Consider the following 21,214-nt stretch of genomic DNA (forward strand, 5'->3'; position numbering starts at 1 on the left):
GTCCGAGGCGGCTCCTGCTCCGAGCGAGGTCAGACGCGAGGGAAGTGCGGGGGAGGCGCCGGTGCAGTGGCTGAGGGATGTGCAGGCGCGGCGAGAGGGTCCTCCTGCCGACTGGGTGGAGCGCGTTCGCCGGGGAGCGCCGCATCTGCTGGCCCGCGTCGGGCGAACTCAGGCCCCACGACCCGGGCCGGTGTCCTCCCGGCCTGTCGAGGCTCCGTCGAAGGAGCGGCCCGAGACGACTTCGGAGGAAGCACCTCAGGCTTCGGTGTCCCATCCTTATATGTCCGTGGAGACTGTGGTGCCTCCGGGGGGGGCCAGGGAGCCCGCCTTGGCCTCGGAGCCTGCGCGTTCGCAGGCGCCTCAGGAGGAGAGGCGAGCCGAGGCGAGCACCACGCCCGCTCCCGAGCAGGGCAGCGCCTCCGCTCCTCCTGTGGCACGACCGCCAGCTCCCGAGGAGCCGCGGCTTGCTCGCCGACGCGAGGAACCCGCGTCGGCGCCTCTTCCTGGGCCGTGCTCCGTTCAGCCCGAGCCTCGCCTTGAGTCGACGGGGCCGGAGCTGCCCCGACGGTCGGCCAGCCCTGCTCCGGTTCCAGGGCTGACGGCGGCTCCTGCCCAGGTCCGCTCGTTGCCCCCGGCCGAGCTTCCAGTGGCCCCTGCTGGGCCCCGCGAGCCGGCCGTCGAGTCCTACCCGTGGAGCCCGGCATTGGCGGTGGTGCCGCCGGTGCACTCCGAGCCTGTGCTCCGTCATGAGCCCTTGGTCCCTGCGGCCCAGCTCTGGCCGGCTCTCCCGGAAGAGTCCGTGCAGCAGGCGAGGCCGTCTCCCGGTGTTTCCTCTGAGTCTCGCGAGGCTGGAGGGAGCACTCCCTGGCCGGAGCTTCCCGAGACACCTCCCGCCGATGCCGCGGAGGGCGCGGCGCTGCTGGCCCAGTGGGAGCGGCTGAGCCGGCTCGACCGTGAACAGCGAGGCGAGTGATGGAGCGCGTGGCCTTTCTCCTCGAGCCGAGCGGTGAGCGCATCGGCGCCCTCCTCAATCCCGAGACGCTCGTGATGCGCCGCACCGCGGGCCTCCGGACGAGACGCGCCTTGAGCGGGGGGATTGCAGGAGGCGGAGCCATGGATGAGCCGCTCCTCTTCACCGGAGGGGGCACTACGGAACTGCTGCTGGAGCTGCTCTTCGACGTGTCGCTGCTGGGCTCCTCCGTCCAGACCGAGGATGTGAGGGCGCTCACCCAGCCGCTCTGGCGGCTCGCGGAGAACAGCGTGGCGGAAGGGGGCTTCGGGCGTCCTCCCCGGGTGCGGCTCGTGTGGGGCAAGCGGCTCAATGAGCCGGCGGTGGTCGCCTCCATCGCGGAGCGGCTGGAGCACTTCACCGCCTCCGGTGCGCCTCGACGCTCCTGGGTGCGCATGCGTCTGGTGCGCATCGAGGAGACGCTCTCCGAGTCCTCCGAGGCTCCCCCCGTGGCAGCCGGTCTCACCGCCGAGCAGGTGACGGAGCAGCTTCCTCCAGAGTCCTTCGAGGCCCATGAGGTGGTGGGCGCGGGAGCCTCGCCCGGACAGCCGCCCGTGGCCGGACAGCGCCTCGATGAGATCGCCCACCAGTACTACGGGGATCCGGCGCTCTGGCGACTCGTCGCCTCGCTCAACGGCATCGCAGACCCGATGCGCATCCCAGCGGGCACCGTGCTCCGGCTGCCCTCGGCCAGCGCGCTCCGGGGGGGCTCATGAGTCGCTTCCGTGGGTTGCCCGCCGTGACGATCGAGCTGGGAGGAACGTCCCTCCCGGCCACGGAGCTGCGGGCCTTGAGCTCGGTGCGGGTGCAGCAGCGGCTGTCCCTGCCCACCCTGTGCGAGCTGACCTTCGTCGATCCTCGCGGGACGCTCGCGTCCAGCGGCGTGGCGCCCGGCACGTCGCTGCGAGTCTCCACCGCTGCGCAGGCCGAGCCGCTCTTCTCGGGCGAGGTGACGGCGATCGAGTACGCCCACGTGGCCGGTGGAACGCGAGAGGTGCGCGTGCGCGGCTACGACCTGCTGCACCGCCTGCGCAAGCGCCAGCCGGTACGGGCGCACGTGCAGGTGTCGCTGCGGGATGTGGCCCGAGAGCTGGTGGCGGACCTGGGGCTCTCCGTCGAGGCCGACGCGCCGGGGCCGCTCTGGCGGCAGCTCGTGCAGCACGGGCAGTCGGACCTCGACTTCCTGGCCGAGCTGGCGGACCGCTGTGGCGTGTACCTGGTGCTCCGGGATGGCGCTCTGCGGCTGCTCACGCTGGAGGGGGAGGGCGAGCCGCTGCCGCTGCTGCTCGGCGAGACGCTCCTGGAAGCCACCGTGGAGGTGAACGGAGATCCCGCGTGTCGCGCGGTCTCCGCGGACGGGTGGGATCCGCTGAGAGCCCGACACCACTCGGCCCGAGCGTCCCAGGCCCGACAAGGGCGACGGGTGCAGGTGGATGCGCCGCCCGAGCTCCTCGGAAGCCCGGGCGAGCGGGCCCTCGTCAATGAACTGGCGGAGGCAGATACCCACGCCGAGGCCGCGGCCCAGGCGGAGCTGGACCACCGCAGCGCGCGAGAGGTGGTGCTCACGGCGCTGGCGGAGGGAGACGCGAGGCTGCGCCCGGGAGCACGGGTGGAGGTGCGCGGCATCACTCCCGCCGTGTCCGGACGCTACGTGCTCACCGCTGTGAACCACGTCCTGGATGCGCAGCGAGGCTTCGTCTCGGAGCTGTCCTCGGCTCCTCCGGCGCGAAGGCCTCGGACACGGGCCTCGGCCGCGACGCTGGGCCTGGTGAGCCGCGTGGACGACCCCGAAGGCCTGGGCCGGGTCCGGGCCACGCTGCCCGCGTATGGCGGCGTGGAGACGGAGTGGATGCAGGTGATGAGCGTGGGCGCGGGCGCGGGCCGGGGGCTGGTGATGCTGCCGGACGTGGGCGACCAGGTGCTCCTCGTCCTGGCGGATGGAGACCCGGCTCGGGGCGTGGTGCTGGGCGGGCTCTTCGGTGAGCACGCTCCCACGGACCCGGGCGTCGAGGGCGGCTCGGTGCGGCGCTACTCGGCTCGGACGGCGGGGGGACACAAGCTCGTGCTGGACGATGCCGGACGCACGCTGCGGCTGGAGGATGGGACGGGCAGCTACCTGGAGCTGACGCCCTCCGGCGCGCGCCTCCACTCGAAGGTTCCCCTGGACATCGAGGCCCCCGGCCAGCCGGTGGTCATTCGCGGGCACTCCATCGACTTCCGGAGAGGGTGATGCGCTTCCTGACCGTCGACGCGCTGGTGGTGTGCGCCCATGAGCTGGGGAAGGTGGGGCTCCTGGCCTCGCAGTCCTGGGTGACGGTGGAGGGGCGCCCGGTGCTCGTGCGCGCGGACCCGGAGGGACGGCCCATCGCCGGGTGCCCGAACATCGGCCCCACCATCAAGCCCTGCACGAACACGCTGGCGGTGAAGGTCGGCTACTCCTCGCTGATCCGCATCGATGGGAAGCCCGTCTGCCTGGACTCCTTGAAGGGGCTGACGGATGGCACGCCGCCCGGTGTGGTGGAGTACAAGGTGAACGCCCCCGGGCAGACGCTGGTGACGGAGGCCGGATGAACGCGCCCCGGTACCGCGCCTGGCGCTTCCTGCACCCGGACCTCGACTTCGGCGAGGAGCGGTCGGGCCTGCGCACCACGCCCACGGGCTCCGTGGACATGGTGGCCGAGCACGCCGCCGTCCGTCAGGCCGTGCTGCTCCTGCTCACCACGGTGCCGGGCGAGCGCGTGATGCGGCCGGAGTACGGCTGCGAGCTGCACCGGCTGGCCTTCTCGCCCAACGACGACACCACCGCGGGGCTCGCCATCCACTACGTGCGCCGCGCGCTGGAGCGCTGGGAGCCTCGCATCCAGCTCCTCCAGGTGGACGCGGGCCGCAGCCCCGAGGATGCGTTCCGGTTGGACGTGTCCGTGGAGTACCGGGTGCGCGCCACGCAGCGCGCGGAGCGGTTCGTCTATCCCTTCACGCTCGCGGGAGGAGGCCGCTGATGTCGCTCCCGTCTCCCCAGTTGGATGATCGGACGTTCCAGCAGCTGCTCGAGCAGGCGCGGGGCCACATCGCCCAGGCCTGCCCGGAGTGGACCGACCTGAGCCCCCATGACCCGGGCATGGTGCTGCTGGAGGCCTTCGCCCACCTCACGGAGACGATGCTCTACCGGCTCAACCGGCTGCCGGAGAAGGCCTACGTGGAGTTCCTCCGGCTGCTGGGCGTGCGTCTCCAGCCTCCGGCGGCCGCGTCCGTGACGCTGAGCTTCAGCGTGAGCCGCCCGGCCGAGCGCCCGGTGGACATCCCTCGGGGCACCCGAGTCACCCTGGCGCGCGCGGGCGCGGGCACCGAGCCGGTGATCTTCCTCACCGGGGACGCGGCACGCATTCCCGCGGGCGGGAGCGAGGTGGAGGTGCGGGCGTTCCACTGCGATCAGGTGGATGCGGAGCTCGCGGGCCAAGGCACGGGGCAGCCGGGCCTGACGGTGCGGGCTCGGCGGCCACCCATCGTGGCGCCCACGGGGGACTCGCTGGACCTGGTGGTGGGCGTCGAGGCCGAGCCCGACGAGCTGGACGGCCGCGCCCCGGCGCGTCAGCACGAGGGCCGCACCTACCGCATCTGGAGGGAGGTGGAGGACTTCGCCTACCTCGCGCCGGACGAGCCCGCGTACGTGGTGGACCGGATGACGGGCACCATCACCTTCGCGCCCTCGGCTCGCATGACCGGAGAGGACGGCACGCTCACCGAGGCCCGGGCGCTGGCGGCCATTCCGCGGGCCGGGCGCGCCATCCGGCTCTGGTACCGGCGAGGCGGAGGCGCCTCGGGCAACGTCGCCGCGAGCACGCTGGAGGTGCTCAAGGATCCCATCCCCGGCGTGAAGGTGACCAACCCGCATCCCGCGGTGGGCGGGAGGCCGGCGGAGACGCTGGAGAACGCGCTGGTGCGAGGGCCGCAGGAGCTGCACTCGCTGCGGCGGGCCATCACGGCGGAGGACTTCGAGCTGCTCGCGCTCCGGGCCTCGGGAGCGGTGGCGCGCGCCAAGGCCGTCACCCTGGCGCAGATCTGGGCGCATGCGCCCGCGGGGACGGTGGAGGTGCTGCTGGTCCCCCACCTGCCGCCGGAGCTGCAGGGCCGCCACGGAGAGGGAGTGACGGTGACGGCGCTGCGCCAGCACGAGACGGAGGAGGCGCGAGCCCGCATCCAGCGAGAGCTGGAGGAGCGCCGTCCGCTGGGCACGGAGTGCTGGGTGGACTGGGCGCGCTACAAGGTGCTGAGCGTCATGGCGCGCGTGGTGGCCCATCGGGCGGAGGACGCGCAGGCGCTGCGGCAGCGCCTCCTGGAGCGCCTCTATCGGACGCTCACGCCGCTGCCCTCCGCGCTGCGGCCGGGAGGCTGGGGCTTCGGCCAGGCGCTCCGGGCCTCGCATGTCTACGACATCCTGCTGTCCGAGCCGGGCGTCAGCTACGTGGACCGCGTGCGGCTGCGCGTGGACGAGGTACCCCAGGATGTCCGCACGCTCGCCCAGGACCACTTCCAGCCGCGCACCTTCTACGCCGGAGGCAGCGAGGCCCTGTTCCGCTCGGTGAACGCGGGCGATGGATGGGAGCCCGCGGGCCGCTTTCCGGGAGAGCAGGTGGAGGTGGTGGAGGCCCACCCGTCGCGCGCCGGCCTGGTGGCGGTGGCGGCCCGGCTCGTGGGGGACACGCAGCAGCGCTCGCGGCTGCGCGTCTCCTCGGACTGCGGTGAGACGTGGGAGCGCGCCACGCACACGCTGGACACCGTCGAGGACCTCGCGTGGACGATGCGAGACGGAACGCCCGTGCTGCTCATCGCCACGCGCGTGGGGCTCTTCGAGCTGGCGATGCGGCCTGGAGCCACGCCGCTCCAGGTGCTGGTGGATCCGAACAACCAGGACCTGGGCTTCTTCGCGGTCGCCGCCGCGGCGGAGGTGCGGGGCGGAGTCAGCGTGGCCGTCGCGGGAATGGGGCAGGCGGGAGTCTTCCTCTCCAGCGCGGGTGGCCGGGGCGGGGGCTTCCGGCACATCGGCCTGAGAGGGCAGGACGTCCGCGCCCTGGAGGTGCAGCGGGACGGGCCTCGAGCCTTCCTCTGGGCGGGGCTGGCGGCGGCGAGCGGCTCGGACCCAGGCAAGGGCTGTCTGAGCCGCGAGCTGCTGGGGAACGCCGATCCACCCGACGGGTGGCGCGCGTACGACAAGGGCTGGGACGGAGGGAGCTGTCTGGCGCTCGCCTTCGCGGGCTCGACCGTCTACGCGGGCTCGCACCGCGCGGGCGTGCTGTGGCAGGACGCGAGCCGTCCCAACGCCCAGTGGCAGCGGCCGGACGTGGGCAGCGGCCTGCCGCTCCGTGAGGCCGAGCGCCTCTTCCAGCCGGTGTTCGCGCTGGCCACCTCGCCCGAGGGCCCGCCGCTGCTGGCCGGAGGCCCGGGCGGTGTCTTCCGCCGGCCCGAGGGGAGCGAGCGGTACGAGCCCTGCTCCACGCGCGAATTCACCGAGAAGGTGACGCTGCCGCCTACCTGGCTCCTGTGCTCCGGCTCTCACGAGCTGGAGGTGGTGACGGACGATGAGGAGCGCTGAGATTCTTCGCCTGCTGCCCGGCGTCTTCCAGCGGACCGCCCGCCAGGGCAGCCCGCTGCTGGCGCTGCTGGGCGTGATGGACGTGCTGCATGTGCCCTCGGAGGCGGCGCTGGAGGAGCTGGACGCGCTCTTCGACCCGCGCCGGGCGCCAGAGCGCTTCGTGCCCTTCCTGGCGCGCTGGGTGGACCTGGACCTGCCGGTGACGACGGGCCTGGGACGCCTGCGCGAGCTGGTGGCCGCGGGGGTGGAGCTGTCTCGCTGGCGGGGCACGGCGCGGGGGCTGCTGCTGTTCCTGTCCACCGCCACGGGCCGCAAGGACTTCGAGCTGGACGAGCGGGTGCCGGGCCCGGACGGCCTGCCCCGGCCCTTCCACATCCGCGTGCGCGCCCCGGCCGAGCTGGCGCCCCACCGCCCGATGCTGGAGCGGATCATCGAGCTGGAGAAGCCCGCCTACGTCACCTACGAGCTGCACTTCGGGCAGCTCCCGCAGCCAGGAGCGAGTTGATGCCACGCGCCTTCGACATCACGGCCGCCACGGAGTCGGTGAACCTGAGCGCCTCGGGGCAGGGAGAGCTGGCCTTCACGGTGTCCAACGCGCTGCGTGCGCCGGTGCGCGCGCGGGCCACGGTGATGATGGCGGGGCAGGCCCAGCGCGAGTGGGCGAGCGTCTCCGGAGGCGAGGAGCGGGACTTCGCGCTGGACGGGACGCAGCAGTTCACCGTGAAGCTCCAGGTGCCACCCGGGACGCCGCCGGGCCGCTACACCTTCCACCTGCTGGTGACGAACGTGGCCAACCCGGACGAGCAGTACGCGGACGGGCCCACGGTGGCCTTCATCGTGCCCGAGGCGGCACCTCCCCAGAAGAAGCCGTTCCCCTGGTGGATCGTCGTGCTGGCGGCCGGGGTGCTGCTCATCGTCGGAGCCGTGGTGGCCATCCTGGCCGGCCGGGGAGGCCCGGACGTGGGCGAGCCCTGCGAGGGCGCTGAGTGCGGCAAGGGGCTGGCGTGCTCGGGCGCGGACGGAGGCGTGTGCCTGGGAGAGGACGGCTTCAAGGGCTGCAAGGAGGACGCGCAGTGCCTCTCGCTGCGGTGCGCGGAGGGCCGGTGCGCGGAGGCGGAGCTGGGGCGCAACTGCGGCCCCGGGGACACCTGTCCGGCCCGACAGAAGTGCACCACGCTGCAGGGGACTCGCACGTGCCTGCGGGTGCCGGAGGAGGCCTGCTCGGGAGATGGACAGTGCTCGAGCCTCTACTGCAAGGACGGCAGGTGCACGCGGGACGATGGCAAGTGCGAGGGCAACGACGAGTGCCGCCCGCCCTCGCTCTGCCACACGAACAAGCTCTGCCTGCTCCCCGATGGCCAGGACTGCACGACCAACGGTGTGTGCATCTCCGGGTTCTGTCAGGGCGGCAAGTGCCAGCAGGCTCCGATGACCTGTACACCGCCCTGCTCCCGGTTCTTCTCCTGCGTCGCCGGACGCTGTGTCCGGTTCGAGCTGCTCCCCCGGGTCAACGAGGAGATCTTCAAGGCACCGGGCCGGGGCGTCATCTTGAAGCCCCGGAACGAGTAGCCACCTGACTTCACCTCGGTACGCCCATGCCTGCTCCGAAGCCTCTCACGGTGGTGCTCATCCTGGCGGTGTTCGCGTGCGTCGCCCTCTACGTGCTGGGCGTGGGCCTGGGCGCGACGGACAACTCCCGTGCGGGCCGAGCGTCCATGTCGAAGGAGGAGCGCCAGCGCTTGCGCGAGCGCCTCATCCGTCCGCGCCCGGTGAAGGTGGAGGAGCTGCGAGCGGACTGCCCGATGGCTGGCGGTGTGCTCACCCTGGAGCAGGGGAGGTCCTGCCAGGTGACCATCGAGGAGACGGGCGCGCGAGGGCGCACGCTGGAGGTGGCGCCAGCGGGGCCTGGCTCGGGCGGTGTCTCCCTGCAATTCACGCCGAAGAGCAAGCCCGCGCTTCCGGTCTCGGAGGACCTGCTGAAGGAGCCCCGGAAGCTCGACGTGATGAAGGAGGGAGGCGAGCTGCTCCTCACCTGCCGCACCGCCGGGACTGGCGGACGCTGTCAGGTGCGGCTCCCGTAGCGCCTACGCCGCCACGCGCTTGAGGCGCAGCACCTTCAAGATGGAAACGAGCGCGCCGACGAGCAGCACGACGGCCCAGATGAGCGCGAGCACGGAGACGACGATCGCCCCCAGGGCATCCGTGATGCTCACCAGCACGATGGGCACGAACCCGTGAAGGAAGCTGACGATCGCGTTCGCGAGCAGGGAGGTGAGGATCAGCAGCACCAGTCCCTTGTTCTGCAGGAAGCGCTGGTGGGCCAGCACCAGGAACACCGCGGCCACGACCTTGAGGACCATCAGCAGGCCGAGCGTGCCGGCGGCCCCACCTCGATTGAAGAAGCCCCACACCGCCAGGTAGGCGATGGTGCCGAAGGGCACCGCGGTGAACAGGCCCACCATCAGCATCAGCAGCCCGATCGCGGCGAACAGCATCCCCAGGCCCGCGAGCAGCGCTACCACCGCGCCGATGAGCGTCACCAGGCCTTGCACCCGGCCGTGGACGCGCTCGGGGATGAGCAGGCTGGCCCCCATCAGCGCCAGGGTGAGCAGCAGCAGCCCGTCCAGCAGCGCGAGGTACGGAATGCCGAGCCCGGGAGTCGGCGGGTTGTCCTTCTGGACCCGGAGGACCTCATTGAGGTCCACGTCGTCCTGCGCGCCCTCCTCGCGGATGGAGGCCTGCAGCGCCTGCGGATCCGGCGCCTTCGTGGGGAGCAGAACGGGGGAGCCCACCTCGACGAGCACCGCGAGCACCAGGCACACCAGCGACACGATGAAGAAGGGTTTCCGCAGCTTGTCCATTCAGCCCCCCAGCGGACACTCCAGGCGCCGTGCCCCGTGGAGGATAGGCAGTCGGCTGCCGGTCCCCGATATGCTCCCGGGTGCGAATGTCCGAGCGAGCACGAGCCTCCCCGGCGCACCCGTCGCCTCCTGAACGGGAGCTGTCCGCCGAGGATGTCCGCCGGCGGCTCGAGGGCCGGATGGAGCTCCTCGAGTCCGCTCGGAAGCGCCATGCCGCGCTGGAGAGGCGGCTGAGTGGCGTCGCCTGGAAGCGTCGCCTGCGTGCCCACCCGGAGCTCCTCGGCGAGGTGCTCGAGCAGGAGAACGCGCTGGAAGAGGCGATGGCCCGAATCCGCCGGCGCATGGAGGTGGAGGGCTGGCCCGAGACGCTTCCGGCGCTCGAGTCGCTCCGTGAGGTGCAGCGGCTCCGAGCGCGCCTGGGGACGCTCGTCCGAAAGCGGTTGGCGGAGCTGGCGGTGCCCGTGGGCGAGCCGGACTTGCGGAAGGAGCTGGCCTCGCTGCGCGGCACCCTCCAGGCGTCTCCCATCTCCGCGCCCGTGGACAACGAGACGCGCATCCTGGAGATGAAGCGCCACAGCTCCATCCCTCCGCCCCTGCTCGTCCTCGTCTTCCTCCTCGTCCCACTGCTTCGCCTGGTGGCGGCCTTCTCGGGGCCGGCGACCATCCTGGTCTTCGCGGGACTGCTGCTCTCCCTCATGGCACTGTACGCGTCTCGAGCGGGGGAGTTCTGGCTCACCAGCGAGCGGCTCGTCTGGAAGCCCGTCGTCGGAGAGCCGGTCGCGGTCTCCCTGCGCTCCATCCGCGCGGGAGGCATCCAGGTGGAGCGCCTCTCCCGGAGCGTGCGCGTGGAGGGAGACCGCATCGTGCACGTGCGGTACGCGGAGCCGGTGGAGAAGCTCGCGGCGCTCCTCGAGATGCACCGCCAGCCGCCCTTCCTGGGCGCGAGCCGGAGCGGCCAGCGACTGCCGCGGGTGAGCCTCTACGAGGCGACGCTCCAGGAGGGCCCCGGAGCACCGGCCCGCCAGGGGCTCGCGGTCCTCCGTCCCCAAGGTGTCTCCTTCGTGCCGCGGGGAACGGGGCGCGAGGCCCTGAAGGCTCTGACGGGCGTTACCCCACCCGAAGGCCTGAACCTCGAGGCGGCCTGGCTCCTGGAGGAGCTGCGCTGGCTGACCGACGCGGAGTTCGACGCGAGCCTCGCTCGGGTGGTGGAGGCCACCGGCGGCGTGCACTGGTCCGCGTGGGAGGCTCGTCGCGCGAGGGGGCAGCCGCTGTGGAAGGAGATCCACATCACCCGTGGCGCACAGTCGCTGGTCGGCAAGGTGGACTGGTCGCAGCAGGCCGCCGCCGAGCGGGTCTTCGACTCCTGGCCCTCGGCCGAGCCCTGACACGCCTGTCAGGGAGGGCAGGACATCCCTGCGCCCGCCGGATGTAAAATCAGCGGGTTGAGCTGGGAACGGCGCTTGCTTCGGCGCGAGCACCCCCATTCCTCAGGAGAGAGACATGATGCGAAGGCTCCTCGTCGCGCTGATGGCGACGGCGTTCACGCTGGCTGGCTGTGGCGGTATCGGGACGGGCGGTTTCGCGGACTTCGGAGCGACTGCCGGAGGCGCGCAGGACATCGGGCTGGCGAGGACGAAGATCGCCCAGGGCCAGGTGCCCGCTCCGGAGGACTTCGTCGCCGAGGGGCTCTACTCGGAGCACGACCTGCCGCTGCAGGGCCCGGCCTGCAACCAGGTGCTGTGCCTGCGCACGGCGACGGGCATCGCGCCGGCCCTCGACACGGGGCGTCAGGAGGTGTTCGTGCAGGTGGGCTTCTCCTCCAACGTGGACCCGGCCACCTTCCGCCGCAAGCCGTTGGACGTGGCGCTGGTCATCGACCGGTCCGGTTCCATGAGCGGCGAGCCGATGGAGGCGGTGAAGGAGGCCGCGCGCAAGCTGGTGGAGAAGCTGAACGAGGACGACACCTTCGCGTTGGTCGTCTTCGACGACGAGGTCGACACGCTGGTTCATCAGCGGTCCGCGGGCGACCGCTCGGAGCTCCTGAGCGCGATCGACAAGATCAAGCCGCAGGGCAGCACCTGCATCGAGTGCGGGCTGAAGGAGGGGTTCAAGGAGCTGGCCAAGAGGCCGGCGGATGCGGCGCGGGCCCGCCGGCTCTTCCTCTTCACGGATGCGATGCCCAACGTGGGCGCCACGGGCGAAGGCGAGTTCATGGACTTGCTGCGGAGCCACTCCCAGCAGGGCCGGGACACGACGGTGTTCGGAGTGAACATCGCGTTCGGGCAGGAGCTCGTGACGAAGATCTCGGCGGTGCGCGGCTCGAACTACTTCTTCTTGAGCAACGCCGAGCGGACGCGGACGGTGTTCGACGAGGACTTCGACTTCCTGGTGACGCCCATCGCCTATGACCTGCGCATGGCGCTCACGCCCGCCGAGGGCTTCCGGGTGGAGGCGGTGTACGGCGTGCCGGGAGTGGACCCGGGCGCGAGCCTGGCCGAGATGGATGTGGCCACCGTGTTCCTCTCGCGGCGCCGGGGCGCCATCGTCGCGCGCCTGAGCGCGAGCGGCGAGGTGCAGCCAGGCCAGCAGCTGGTGTCCAGCAACCTCTCCTTCCAGCCCCTGGAGGGGGAGGCGCCTCCCGCCGTCACCCTCACCGCGCGGTACGAGGGCAGCGAGCCGCTCAGCTCCACGTCGACGTGGTACTCGCAGAACTCGGTGCGCAAGGCGGTGGCGCTGACGAACTTCATCCTGGGCGCGCGGCAGGCCTGCGAGCACTGGAACAAGGGCGAGAAGGCGGCGGCCCGCGAGCTGGCGGACCGGACGGCGACGCTGTTGCAGGCCGAGGCGCAGGCGCTGGACGACGCGCCGCTGCGCGCCGAGGCGGAGCTGGCCAGGAAGCTGGCCGAGCTGATGGTGCCCTGAGCCGCCCGCCGAGGGCGTCGGACCGGGTTGGTGGTCCACTGTTCGGAAACGTCGGGGGTTTTGGAGCCTGAAAAGTCCCGACGTTTTCGCACAGTGAGGAGCGGAAGCCTTCACACCAGGGAGGCGGGCCGCTTCAGGCGGGCGAAGAGGATGACGTGGGAAGCGACGATGAGCGGCACCACGTAGAGCGGCACCATGGGCCAGGGGGCCTGCCCGAACGACGCCATGGCGCGGGGATCGCCGAAGAAGAGGATGCGCTGGGCGGCGACCAGCACGGCGAGGATGTCCACGAAGCCCACGACATTGAAGACCCACAGCGCGCGCGCCCGCAGCGGGGTCCGCGCCGGGGTGAACAGGACGAGTGCCGCGAGCAACCCTGCGATGATGTCTCCCACCCCGGCGCCCAGGGCGAACTCCGCGGGCAGCCGGCCCCGTGAGAGCTCGATGAGGAAGCCCGCGCCAATGAAGGCCCGGAGCATGTGCAGCCACAGATAGCTCGGGAGCCCGAGTCTCTCGAAGAACGCGCGCGCCGCCGGAATCCTTCTCCAGGACAGCAGCACGACCGTGGTTCCTCCCAGGATGCACAGGGGAATGAGGATGGGGCGCTCGGGGCTGACGAGCCCGATCAGGCTCAGGAGGAAGGCTGCCAGGCCCCACGCGACGAGCGAGAGCCTCCCCCGTCTGTCCGCCTCCCCGGAGCTGTCGGCCCCCACGGGGACGGGGACCCTGCGGGAGCAGGTCGCCGCGTTCGAGCGCTCGCTCATCGCCCGAGCCCTGGAGGAGGCGGGCGGCAACCAGTCGGAGGCGGCACGGCGGCTCGGGCTGACCCGGGTGACGCTGATCGACAAGCTCAAGCGCCACGGGCTGCGCAAGGGCTGACGACAGGCACACCGTACGGCTTGTCAGGACCCGTCGCGTGCAATACGCCTGGGGGCATGTCCACCGCCTCGCTCCCCGACGCCTTCCTCCGAGCCATCGCCGAGGGCTTCCCGCCAGATTTCCTCACTCGCGAGCCGGGCGAGCTGGCGGAGTACGGCCGTGACTGGACGCGCGTTTACACGCCATCGCCGGCCGCCATCGCCTTCCCGCGCACCACGGATGAGGTGGCGCGGCTGCTCGCCCTGTGTGACGCGCACCGTGTGCCGGTGGTGCCCTCGGGAGGGCGCACGGGCCTGGCGGCGGGCGCGGTGGCGGCTCGGGGCGAGCTGGTGCTCTCGCTGCGGCGGATGAGCCGGATGGACCCGGTGGACGTGCTCGGCAACACGGTGCGCGTGCAGGCGGGCGCGGTGACGGAGGCGGTGCACCAGCACTGCGCCCAGCACGGGCTGACGTGGCCGGTGGACTTCGCCTCCAAGGGCTCCAGCCACGTGGGTGGCAACATCGCCACCAACGCCGGCGGGGTGAAGGTCATCCGCTACGGGCTCACGCGGCAGTGGGTGCTGGGGCTGCAGGTGGTGACGGCGAAGGGGCAGGTGCTGGAGCTCAACGGCGCGCTGGAGAAGAACAACACGGGCGTGGACCTGCGCCAGCTCTTCATCGGCAGCGAGGGCACGCTGGGCATCATCACCGAGGCCACCCTCAAGCTGACCCGGCTCCCCGGCAAGCAGGAGGTGTTCCTCTTCGCGGTGCCGGACGTGGCCGCCGTGCTGAGGCTGTTCCGGGACGCGCGCCAGGCGCCGCTGCTGCTGTCCGCCTACGAGTTCTTCACCGACAAGTGCCTGGCCCGGCTGCAGCGCCACCGCAAGCTGCGCTCGCCCTTCGAGGCCCCCAGCGGCTGCTACGTGCTCATGGAGGCCGAGGCCACGGACCCGGCGGCCGTGGAGGCCTGGCTGGGCTCGCTCTTCGAGCGCGGGCTGGTGACGGACGGCACGCAGGCGCAGAACGCCTCGCAGGCCACGGAGCTGTGGACCCTGCGCGAGGGCATCAGCGAGAGCCTCTCCGCCACGGGCCTGCCGCACAAGAACGACATCGCCCTGCCCATCGCCGCCCTGGAGGCCTTCTGCGCGGAGATGGACGCGTTCTTCGGCGCGCGCTACCCGGGCTGGGAGATCTGCCTCTTCGGCCACATCGGCGACGGCAACCTGCACGTCAACGTGATGAAGCCGGACGCCATGGAGAAGGCGGAGTTCCTCTCGCACACCAAGCGGGCCGACCACGACATCTTCGCCCTGGTGCGCAAGTACCGCGGCAGCATCTCTGCCGAGCACGGCATCGGCCTGCTGAAGAAGGACTACCTCTCGTACACCCGCACGCCCGAGGAGCTGGAGCTGCTGCGCACGCTCAAGCGTGCGCTGGACCCCAACCACATCCTCAACCCGGGGAAGATCGTCGACGCGTGAGGCGCGCCCGGCTCAGGACACCATGCGCGTCTTGATGTCGGTGTTCAGCCCCGCGATGGCCTCGCTCACCTGGGCGGACACGTCCTGGTCCAGGTCCATCACCAGGTAGCCGATGTTGGCGTCCGTGCTCAGCACCTGCGCGTGGATGTTGGCGTTCAGGTCCGAGACGATGCGGTTGATGTCGCGCAGCACGCCCGGGATGTTGCGGTGCACGTTGAGGATGCGGTGCGTGCCGGGGATGAGGGGCACCTCCACCTGCGGGAAGTTCACCGCGCCGGTGGTGGCGCCCGACTTCACGAACTTGATGAGCGAGGTGGCCACCTCGCGGCCGATGGACTCCTGGGCCTCCTCGGTGGAGCCGCCGATGTGCGGGGTGAGCACCACGTTGGGCAGGTTCTGCAGCTCGGTGCGGAAGCCGTCGCTGTTCGTCTCGGGCTCCTCCGGGTACACGTCCACCGCCGCGCCGCCCAGGTGCTTGGAGCGCAGCGCCTCGGCCAGCGCGGGGATGTCCACCACCGAGCCGCGGCTGGCGTTGATGAGGCACGCCCCCTTCTTCATCCGCGCCAGCTCCGCCGGGCCGATCATCATGTTCGTGGCCGAGGTGGCCGGCACGTGCAGGGTGACGAAGTCCGACTCGGCCAGCAGCTCGCCCAGCGTGGGCACCGAGCGCGAGTTGCCCAGCGGCAGCTTCGTCATGATGTCGTAGTACACGACGCGCATGCCGAGCGACTCGGCCAGCACGCCCAGCTGCGAGCCAATGTGCCCGTAGCCGATGATGCCCAGCGTCTTGCCGCGCACCTCGTGGCTGCCCGTGGCCACCTTGCGCCACTGGCCCGTGTGCACCTCGCGGCTGCGGTCGAACAGCTGGCGCGTCAGCACGATGATCTCCGCGATCACCATCTCCGCCACGCTGCGCGTGTTGCTGAACGGCGCGTTGAAGCAGGGAATGCCGTGGCGGTTGGTGGCCGTCAGCTCGATCTGGTTGGTGCCGATGCAGAAGGCGCCGATGGCCAGCAGGCTCTCCGCGTGGGCCAGCGCGCTCTCGGGCACGTTCGTCTTGCTGCGGATGCCCAGCAGGTGCACGCCCTTGAGGCGCTCGGTCAGCTCCTCGGGCTTGAGCGCGCCCTGCACCCGCTCCACCACGAAGCCCTCGGCCTTCATCAGGTGCTCGGCGGACGGGTGGATGTTCTCCAGCAGGAGGACGCGGAGGGGGACCTTGTTGCTGACGGGCGAGGACGGGTTGGGGAACCGGGGTGTGCTCATGGCGCTCCGCGTTAGATCTCACGGAGCGGACTGTCAAGCCTCGCTCTCGCCTCTTCGCAGAGCGGACGGGCTCCGCGGGAGCCGGAGGACGCAATGGCGGACAGTTACCGCGCTGCCGTGGGGCGCGGGCGGGCCAGGGGGTGCCGCCCGCGCCAGGGAAGCAGGGCTACTGGATCGTCCAGGCCACCGTGCCGCTGCAGCTGTTGCTCTGATAGCAGCCGGCGCGGATCTGGTACGAGCCGCTCGTCGTGGCGGTGAAGGTCAGGTTCGAGGCGGTGCCACTGCCGCAGCCGTCATCGTTGAAGGCCACCTGCGTGGCGGCCGGGCCATACAGCCGCAGGTAGGTGTCGCCGGAGGCGCTGGAGCCCGTCACGCCGCAGGTGCCCAGGGTGATCTTCTGGCCCGCGGTGAGGGTGATGTCCCGGTTCACCGTGTTCTGCTGGGCGCTGTTGGTGTTGCTCGCGCTGAAGGCGTACGAGCCCCCGGTGCCCGGCGGCGGCGCCGAGCCGATCTGCCACACGACCGTGGCGGAGCAACTGCCGCTGCTGTAGCAGCCGCCGCGGATCTCGTAGTTGCCGGCGGTGGCCGCGGTGTAGGTGATGCTGGAGCCGTTGCCGCCGCACGCGTCGTCGTTGCTGGCCACCTGCGTCGCCGCGGGCCCGAAGAGGCGCAGGTACGTGTCACCGCTGAACGTGGCGCCCGTCACGCCGCACGTGGCCACGGTGATGGCCTGGCCCGCGGCGAGCGCCACCACCTTGTTCACGGTGTTCTGCTGGGCGCTGTTGGTGTTGCTCGCGTTGTAGCTGTAGGAGTTGGGCGGCGGGGGAGGCGGCTCGGTGGTGCCGCACAGGCGCTGGCTGCCCGCCACCTGGCAGTACGCGTCGATGGCCGGGCGGACGTAGGTGATGTCCTCGCCGCGGCAGCCCGTCTCCGAGCACACGTTCACGATGCGGCAGCTGCCGTTGGAGACGTAGTCCGTCTCGCCGCGCACCAGGATGCCGGCCACCGTGTAGCCGCCGTTCTCGTACACGCCCGAGCCCGAGTTGCCGCCGAAGGTGTCCGTGCTGGCAATGAAGTAGTCCAGCGTGCCCGCGCGCGCGTCACGCACCGCGCCGCCCGAGTCGATCTTGAAGGGGATGCCGCTGCCGCTGCCGATGACCGTCACCGCCTGACCCACGTTCATCGGGCTGTTGCCCGCGCGGATCGGCGCCGGCACGAAGCGCGGCGTGGCCGCCCGGTCCAGCCGGACGACGGCGTAGTCCAGGTTGCGCCCGTTCACCGTGGACTGCTGGCGCGCGACGATCGTCTGACAGGCGAACACGTCCGCCGTCGTCACCGTCTGCAGCGTGCTGGCGGTCGGCCGGTAGAAGTTGAACACGAAGCGCGTGTTGGAGCAGTCCGAGGCGCTGGTGATGCAGTGGCCCGCGGTGAGCACCAGGTCATCGTCGATCAGCGTGCCCGAGCAGAACGCCGGAGTCGGGTCCTCCAGGAAGCGCTCCGTGGTGCAGAGGTTGAAGGCCGCCTTGAGCGTCGAGGCGCTGAAGGTGACGTTGTTCGGGTTGGAGGTGTTGATGCTGCTGGGCCGCATCAGCGCCACGGTGGCCTGCTGCGCACGCGCGCGCAGGGTGGCGTCCGGGTGCGCGTACACGTCCATGCGGTTGTCCGTGCCGTAGACGACCGGCGCCTTGGACTCGCCCAGCGCTTCCTGCTCCGGTACCGCGCCCTCCTCGAGGGGACCGCAGCCTGCGGCGGCCAGGGTACACAACAGGGTTCCGAGGACTCGAGCGCGCCGGGCGGCGCTGAACGGGACGATTCGCATGGACAGCCACTCCTTGGGGGATGGGAACACAGCCCGCCTGCCGAGCGGCCAGGCGGGTGGCGCATGATGCACGAAACGGCTTTCCCTGTCTTCACGCCAAGTGCGGCTGAATCAGTATTTCAGGAAGACTGTTCAACGGCAGCGAGACTGAAAAACCTCACTCATCGTCCGGGTTCTTCAGCCAGCCGAGCGCGTCGTCGCGAGACTCGAAGGTGCGCGCGGGGATGGTGAGCATGGCCTGCTTCGTCATGCGCCAGGCCTGGAGGCCGGAGGCCGCCGTGGAGACGACGCGCGCCGAGCGCTTCATGCCCTTGAGCTGGGCGTACGCGTTCAGCTTGGCCATCACCGCCACCATGTTGGAGGGCATCACGCGCAGCTGGGACTGATCCACCAGCGCGCTCCAGTCGCCGGCCAGCTCCTCGATGGCGGTCCGGACGCGGGCCAGGTAGTCGTCCACGTCCTCCTGCGTGGGCTGGGACGGGTAGACGACCTCGAGGATGCGATCGGGCTGGTGGACGATGATCTGGAAGGGCATGAGGGCGTGCTCCCATACCACACGGCGCCGACGAACGCCGGGGGGCCGATCATCCTAACCCTCTCCGGGCCGACAGTTCGACTCCTCTCCTGATGCGTTGGAGCAGCCCTCCGAAGTGCCCGGAAGGACAGGGCCCCGCCCGCCCGCCGCCGGGGGCCGCCCGGGCCAAAAATGTCAGACCTGACTGGTAGTTACGTCGCTGCCGGCGGATCGGAGTCGACGCGCCAGAGGGGTGCGGCGACGGTCTGACCGGCAAGGGGGTTTCATGCGAACGAAGCTGTACGTTCTGGGCGCGGTGCTGGGTGTCGCGCCGGGCCTGCTGCCGGTGGTGTCCACGCTGTGGGTTCCGCCGTCGCAGGAGACAAAGCAGGACTCGCGCGGGGCCTCGCGCAAGGGGCGCGGGGCGGGCCGGACGAGCCCGGCGCCTGCGGGCAGTGGCTCTGGCGTGGCGGCGCCTCCGGGCGCTGGCTCCGCGGAGCCGGGTGCACCCACGCACCCGTGCGAGCTCATCACCCTGGTGAAGGTGCCGTGCGACCCGAGCACGGGCGCCTGCGAGTACACCTACTGGCAGTGCCCCGAGGCGGTGAAGCCGCTGAAGGCATGAGCCACGGCGCTCGGCTCGGCTGAGCGCCGGTTCTCGAAGTGAGTGCGGCGGAGCTGGCTTACGGGCTGGCTCCGCCGCACGCGTCTGGGGCGGCTAGTTCGTCGGCGAGGTGCCGGACTTCTTCAGGTACTGCTCGAGGAAGCCGAGCATCCGCGAGTAGGCCTCCGCCTCGTTCTTCTTCTTGGTGAAGCCGTGGCCCTCATCGGGGAAGACGACGTACTCGACGGGGACCTTGTTCTTCTGCACCGCCTGGACGATCTCGTCCGACTCCGGCTTGATGACGCGCGGATCATTGGCGCCCTGGATGACGAGCAACGGCCTCTTGATCTTCTCGGCGTGGAAGAGCGGCGAGATGTCCCGGAGCATCTGCTCCTGCTTCTCCGGGTTGCCCACCTCCTGGTAGAGCGCCTCGCGGATCGACTCCCAGTAGGGCGGCACGCTCTTGAGCGTGCGCAGCCAGTTGGACACGCCGAAGATGTCCACGCCCACGTTGAAGGCGTCCGGGTGGAAGGCGAGCGCCGCCAGCGTCATGTAGCCGCCGTAGCTGCCGCCCGCGATGCCGACGCGGCTGCCGTCCACGTAGGGCAGGCTGGCCAGGTACTTCTTGGCCTCGATGCAGTCGAGCAGCGGCTCCTTGCCGTGCTTTTGATCATCCGCGGTGAAGAACGTCTTGCCGTAGCCGGAGCTGCCGCGGTTGTTGATGCCCAGCACCACGTAGCCGTGGTTGACCAGGAACTGGATGAGCGGCGAGTAGCCCTTGCGCGTCTGCCCACCGGGGCCGCCATGCACGAAGACGATGGCGGGCGCCTTGTTCTCCGCCGTGGCCTGGTGCGGCTTGAAGAGGATGTTGGGGATCTCCATCCCGTCGAAGGACTTGAAGCGCACCACCTGCGCCTCCACCAGGTCCTCCGCGTCGAGATGCGGGCTCAGCGTGTTGGTCAGGCGCGTGGCCTTGCCGGTGCCGAAGTCGTAGACGTAGAGGTTGCTCGGGGAGCGATCGCCGTTGTGGTAGAAGGCCATCCGCTTCTCGCTGCGCGCGATGGCCACCGAGGTGATGTCTCCCTCGGGCAGCTGCGGCAGCGCCACCTGCTTGCCGGCCTTCATGTCATGGAGCCGGATGACGGTGCGGCCGTCCTCGTTGATGCCGGAGACGCGGTAGGCGCCCGTCCGGGAGAAGTACGTGTACATGATGTCCCAGTCGGCGCGCTCCACGTCCTCCGACTTGCCGGTGGCCAGCGTGTAGCGGGCCACGCGCTTGAACTCCGAGCCATCGTCGGTGAGGTAGTAGAGGGCGGTGGAGGCCGGATCGAACTCGGCCGCCGAGTACATCGCCGTGCCCTGGTGGGGGGTGATGTGCTTCAGCTCCTTCTTCGCCACGTCATAGAGGTAGATGTTGCTGTCGGCCGTGGTGCGCGGCTTGTCGAGGGCGATCCACTTCTCGTCCCGGGAGATGTCGGACGGCTGGTAGCCCGCGTCGTTCTGGTAGAGCAGGGTGCGCTCGTACGTCTTCACGTCGTACTTGTAGAGATCGAAGAACTTCGGATCCCGCTCGTTGGTGAGGACGTAGAAGGCCGAGTAGTCATCCGCCTTCCAGCCGAAGAACTGGGCCTTGACCTTGGTGCCCGGCGTCAGGTCCTTCTCCTTGCCATCCGGGGTGCGGACGTAGAGGTGGTTGTCCTCGTTGCCGCCCTGGTCGTGGGTGAAGAGGATGCGCTCGTCATTGGGGAAGTAGCTGACGGCGAAGGTGGACTCCTTCTTGGACTGCGTGAGCGCCGCGGGCTTGCCGCCGCTCACCGGCACGCTGTAGGCGTTGAAGATGCCGCTCTCGTTCGAGGAGAAGAGGAGCTTCTTCTCGTCCGGGGAGAAGGAGGCGCCGGCCAGCTTCGTGGTCGCCATGAAGTGATCGATGGCGTACTGCTTCGACGGCCGCGCCGCGGGCTTCACCGGCTTCGAGGCGGGGGCGGTGGCCTCGGGCTTCTTCGCGGGCGCCGCGGGGGGTGCGGCCAGGGCCAGGGTGGGCACCAGCGCCACCGCGGCGACCACTCGGGAGATGAGGGACGACATGCAACCTCCTGCTACGGGGAAGGGGACGGGCCGGGAGACCCGCTCGCACTCTGATGGATGGCTGGCCAGATACGAGAAAACGGCCGGTTCGATTGCGCCCCCAAGCCTGCCTGCTCTCCAGGCGTGGGGCCGCCACCCAACCTCCTGGGAGGGACACTATTCCCAGGCCCGGGGGCGAGGCGGTGCCGCGCGGCCGGTAATTCCGGGA

The 21,214-nt window shown here is 70.8% G+C and carries 19 protein-coding genes; 13 read left to right on the top strand and 6 right to left on the bottom strand.

Going from position 1 to position 21,214, the window contains the following annotated elements; all coding sequences use genetic code 11:
• Window positions 1-972 precede the first annotated feature (972 nt).
• The 8 genes from KY572_RS36790 to KY572_RS36825 are packed head-to-tail and all read left to right on the top strand — an operon-like array spanning window position 973 to window position 8,680.
• A complete protein-coding gene (locus KY572_RS36790) occupies window positions 973-1,725 on the top strand; it encodes a LysM peptidoglycan-binding domain-containing protein (protein WP_224248378.1) in 753 nt (250 codons plus the stop codon).
• Window positions 1,722-3,239 carry a phage baseplate assembly protein V gene (locus KY572_RS36795; RefSeq protein ID WP_224248379.1) on the top strand — a complete coding sequence of 506 codons (1,518 nt, stop codon included), beginning with the start codon at window positions 1,722-1,724 and terminating at the stop codon, window positions 3,237-3,239. Before KY572_RS36790 ends, KY572_RS36795 begins: the two co-directional genes overlap by 4 nt.
• Window positions 3,239-3,580 (top strand): hypothetical protein, encoded by a 342-nt coding sequence (locus KY572_RS36800; RefSeq protein ID WP_224248380.1) that lies wholly within the window; start codon window positions 3,239-3,241, stop codon window positions 3,578-3,580. The genes KY572_RS36795 and KY572_RS36800 overlap by 1 nt, the downstream gene beginning before the upstream one ends.
• Window positions 3,577-4,008 carry a GPW/gp25 family protein gene (locus tag KY572_RS36805; protein WP_224248381.1) on the top strand — a complete coding sequence of 144 codons (432 nt, stop codon included), beginning with the start codon at window positions 3,577-3,579 and terminating at the stop codon, window positions 4,006-4,008. Before KY572_RS36800 ends, KY572_RS36805 begins: the two co-directional genes overlap by 4 nt.
• Window positions 4,008-6,599, top strand: a complete 2,592-nt coding sequence (locus tag KY572_RS36810; protein WP_224248382.1) for a putative baseplate assembly protein — start codon at window positions 4,008-4,010, stop codon at window positions 6,597-6,599. Before KY572_RS36805 ends, KY572_RS36810 begins: the two co-directional genes overlap by 1 nt.
• The gene (locus KY572_RS36815; RefSeq protein WP_224248383.1) at window positions 6,586-7,104 is read left to right on the top strand and encodes a phage tail protein; all 519 of its coding nucleotides are present in this window, start codon (window positions 6,586-6,588) and stop codon (window positions 7,102-7,104) included. Before KY572_RS36810 ends, KY572_RS36815 begins: the two co-directional genes overlap by 14 nt.
• Window positions 7,104-8,168 (top strand): COG1470 family protein, encoded by a 1,065-nt coding sequence (locus KY572_RS36820; protein ID WP_224248384.1) that lies wholly within the window; start codon window positions 7,104-7,106, stop codon window positions 8,166-8,168. Before KY572_RS36815 ends, KY572_RS36820 begins: the two co-directional genes overlap by 1 nt.
• 26 nt (window positions 8,169-8,194) lie before the next feature.
• Window positions 8,195-8,680 carry a hypothetical protein gene (locus tag KY572_RS36825; protein WP_224248385.1) on the top strand — a complete coding sequence of 162 codons (486 nt, stop codon included), beginning with the start codon at window positions 8,195-8,197 and terminating at the stop codon, window positions 8,678-8,680.
• A 3-nt stretch (window positions 8,681-8,683) separates the two neighbouring features.
• Here the strand turns inward: KY572_RS36825 and KY572_RS36830 are convergent, their stop codons facing one another.
• Window positions 8,684-9,460 carry a hypothetical protein gene (locus KY572_RS36830; protein WP_224248386.1) on the bottom strand — a complete coding sequence of 259 codons (777 nt, stop codon included), beginning with the start codon at window positions 9,458-9,460 and terminating at the stop codon, window positions 8,684-8,686.
• 86 nt (window positions 9,461-9,546) lie between these two features.
• Between KY572_RS36830 and KY572_RS36835 the strand changes: the two genes are divergently transcribed.
• Together KY572_RS36835 and KY572_RS36840 are read left to right on the top strand one after the other, a co-directional pair.
• The gene (locus KY572_RS36835; RefSeq protein ID WP_224248387.1) at window positions 9,547-10,845 is read left to right on the top strand and encodes a hypothetical protein; all 1,299 of its coding nucleotides are present in this window, start codon (window positions 9,547-9,549) and stop codon (window positions 10,843-10,845) included.
• A gap of 115 nt (window positions 10,846-10,960) precedes the next feature.
• Complete coding sequence (locus KY572_RS36840; RefSeq protein ID WP_224248388.1) at window positions 10,961-12,382, top strand: vWA domain-containing protein; 1,422 nt, start codon at window positions 10,961-10,963, stop codon at window positions 12,380-12,382.
• Between the two features lie 110 nt (window positions 12,383-12,492).
• Here KY572_RS36840 and KY572_RS36845 read toward each other — a convergent pair whose 3' ends face one another.
• A complete protein-coding gene (locus tag KY572_RS36845; RefSeq protein ID WP_224248389.1) occupies window positions 12,493-12,942 on the bottom strand; it encodes a hypothetical protein in 450 nt (149 codons plus the stop codon).
• Window positions 12,943-12,973: 31 nt separating this feature from the next.
• Between KY572_RS36845 and KY572_RS36850 the strand changes: the two genes are divergently transcribed.
• Together KY572_RS36850 and KY572_RS36855 are read left to right on the top strand one after the other, a co-directional pair.
• Window positions 12,974-13,261, top strand: a complete 288-nt coding sequence (locus KY572_RS36850) for a helix-turn-helix domain-containing protein (RefSeq protein WP_224248390.1) — start codon at window positions 12,974-12,976, stop codon at window positions 13,259-13,261.
• 56 nt (window positions 13,262-13,317) lie between these two features.
• Window positions 13,318-14,721, top strand: a complete 1,404-nt coding sequence (locus KY572_RS36855; protein WP_224248391.1) for an FAD-binding oxidoreductase — start codon at window positions 13,318-13,320, stop codon at window positions 14,719-14,721.
• Window positions 14,722-14,733: 12 nt separating this feature from the next.
• On the opposite strand, the gene serA is transcribed toward KY572_RS36855, so the two are convergent.
• The 3 genes from serA to KY572_RS36870 form a co-directional block, all read right to left on the bottom strand.
• Window positions 14,734-15,984 (bottom strand): phosphoglycerate dehydrogenase, encoded by a 1,251-nt coding sequence (gene serA, locus KY572_RS36860; protein ID WP_224248392.1) that lies wholly within the window; start codon window positions 15,982-15,984, stop codon window positions 14,734-14,736.
• A gap of 166 nt (window positions 15,985-16,150) precedes the next feature.
• Window positions 16,151-17,803 carry a serine protease gene (locus KY572_RS36865; RefSeq protein ID WP_224248393.1) on the bottom strand — a complete coding sequence of 551 codons (1,653 nt, stop codon included), beginning with the start codon at window positions 17,801-17,803 and terminating at the stop codon, window positions 16,151-16,153.
• Between the two features lie 157 nt (window positions 17,804-17,960).
• Window positions 17,961-18,338, bottom strand: coding sequence for an STAS/SEC14 domain-containing protein (locus tag KY572_RS36870; RefSeq protein WP_224248394.1), 378 nt, complete (start codon window positions 18,336-18,338; stop codon window positions 17,961-17,963).
• A gap of 265 nt (window positions 18,339-18,603) precedes the next feature.
• Here KY572_RS36870 and KY572_RS36875 point away from each other — a divergent pair, with 265 nt between their 5' ends.
• Complete coding sequence (locus KY572_RS36875; RefSeq protein WP_224248395.1) at window positions 18,604-18,942, top strand: hypothetical protein; 339 nt, start codon at window positions 18,604-18,606, stop codon at window positions 18,940-18,942.
• 93 nt (window positions 18,943-19,035) lie between these two features.
• On the opposite strand, the gene KY572_RS36880 is transcribed toward KY572_RS36875, so the two are convergent.
• A complete protein-coding gene (locus KY572_RS36880; RefSeq protein ID WP_224248396.1) occupies window positions 19,036-21,006 on the bottom strand; it encodes a S9 family peptidase in 1,971 nt (656 codons plus the stop codon).
• Window positions 21,007-21,214: the final 208 nt, after the last annotated feature.

The sequence above is a fragment of the Hyalangium gracile genome, from assembly GCF_020103725.1.
GTDB lineage: Bacteria > Myxococcota > Myxococcia > Myxococcales > Myxococcaceae > Hyalangium > Hyalangium gracile.

Bases quoted from the DNA above. Each gene is read 5' to 3' on its own strand.
- KY572_RS36880 (WP_224248396.1), bottom strand. From the start codon at position 21,006: ATGTCGTCCCTCATCTCCCGAGTGGTCGCCGCGGTGGCGCTGGTGCCC.
- KY572_RS36835 (WP_224248387.1), top strand. From the start codon at position 9,547: ATGTCCGAGCGAGCACGAGCCTCCCCGGCGCACCCGTCGCCTCCTGAA.
- KY572_RS36795 (WP_224248379.1), top strand. From the start codon at position 1,722: ATGAGTCGCTTCCGTGGGTTGCCCGCCGTGACGATCGAGCTGGGAGGA.
- KY572_RS36790 (WP_224248378.1), top strand. From the start codon at position 973: ATGGAGCGCGTGGCCTTTCTCCTCGAGCCGAGCGGTGAGCGCATCGGC.
- KY572_RS36865 (WP_224248393.1), bottom strand. From the start codon at position 17,803: ATGCGAATCGTCCCGTTCAGCGCCGCCCGGCGCGCTCGAGTCCTCGGA.
- KY572_RS36810 (WP_224248382.1), top strand. From the start codon at position 4,008: ATGTCGCTCCCGTCTCCCCAGTTGGATGATCGGACGTTCCAGCAGCTG.
- KY572_RS36805 (WP_224248381.1), top strand. From the start codon at position 3,577: ATGAACGCGCCCCGGTACCGCGCCTGGCGCTTCCTGCACCCGGACCTC.
- KY572_RS36875 (WP_224248395.1), top strand. From the start codon at position 18,604: ATGCGAACGAAGCTGTACGTTCTGGGCGCGGTGCTGGGTGTCGCGCCG.
- KY572_RS36830 (WP_224248386.1), bottom strand. From the start codon at position 9,460: ATGGACAAGCTGCGGAAACCCTTCTTCATCGTGTCGCTGGTGTGCCTG.
- KY572_RS36815 (WP_224248383.1), top strand. From the start codon at position 6,586: ATGAGGAGCGCTGAGATTCTTCGCCTGCTGCCCGGCGTCTTCCAGCGG.
- KY572_RS36870 (WP_224248394.1), bottom strand. From the start codon at position 18,338: ATGCCCTTCCAGATCATCGTCCACCAGCCCGATCGCATCCTCGAGGTC.
- KY572_RS36820 (WP_224248384.1), top strand. From the start codon at position 7,104: ATGCCACGCGCCTTCGACATCACGGCCGCCACGGAGTCGGTGAACCTG.
- KY572_RS36825 (WP_224248385.1), top strand. From the start codon at position 8,195: ATGCCTGCTCCGAAGCCTCTCACGGTGGTGCTCATCCTGGCGGTGTTC.
- serA (WP_224248392.1), bottom strand. From the start codon at position 15,984: ATGAGCACACCCCGGTTCCCCAACCCGTCCTCGCCCGTCAGCAACAAG.
- KY572_RS36800 (WP_224248380.1), top strand. From the start codon at position 3,239: ATGCGCTTCCTGACCGTCGACGCGCTGGTGGTGTGCGCCCATGAGCTG.
- KY572_RS36855 (WP_224248391.1), top strand. From the start codon at position 13,318: ATGTCCACCGCCTCGCTCCCCGACGCCTTCCTCCGAGCCATCGCCGAG.
- KY572_RS36850 (WP_224248390.1), top strand. From the start codon at position 12,974: ATGAGGATGGGGCGCTCGGGGCTGACGAGCCCGATCAGGCTCAGGAGG.
- KY572_RS36840 (WP_224248388.1), top strand. From the start codon at position 10,961: ATGATGCGAAGGCTCCTCGTCGCGCTGATGGCGACGGCGTTCACGCTG.